Source organism: Lacticaseibacillus manihotivorans DSM 13343 = JCM 12514, from assembly GCF_001435035.1.
Lineage (GTDB): Bacteria > Bacillota > Bacilli > Lactobacillales > Lactobacillaceae > Lacticaseibacillus > Lacticaseibacillus manihotivorans.
The window spans coordinates 1-357 of record NZ_AZEU01000243.1 but is presented as its reverse complement, the minus strand read 5'-3'; the positions used below and the strand labels follow the sequence as shown (position 1 = coordinate 357).

Sequence of the window (357 nt, the reverse complement as noted above, 5' to 3'; positions counted from 1 at the left end):
GCTGGATCACCTCCTTTCTAAGGATAGGCCCTTCGGGGCCACGGAAACCTATCACAGAAACTTTGTTTAGTTTTGAGAAGATTACCTTCTCAATACGCGTGTCGGGCCTATAGCTCAGCTGGTTAGAGCGCACGCCTGATAAGCGTGAGGTCGATGGTTCAAGTCCATTTAGGCCCAGTGTCACTGATTTAATTTAATACCCAATGGGGGCTTAGCTCAGCTGGGAGAGCACCTGCTTTGCAAGCAGGAGGTCATCGGTTCGATCCCGTTAGCCTCCATTACCACGTCAGTGGTAATGTGAAATGTTTGTTCTTTGAAAACTGGATATCATTGTAATATAGAAATGCCGAGAACACA

General features: G+C 47.1%; 2 tRNA genes. Both read left to right on the top strand.

The window, feature by feature from the left end:
- Positions 1-103 precede the first annotated feature (103 nt).
- Positions 104-177: transfer RNA gene (locus FD01_RS12815), tRNA-Ile, on the top strand.
- A gap of 28 nt (positions 178-205) precedes the next feature.
- Positions 206-278, top strand: a tRNA-Ala gene (locus tag FD01_RS12810).
- Positions 279-357: the final 79 nt, after the last annotated feature.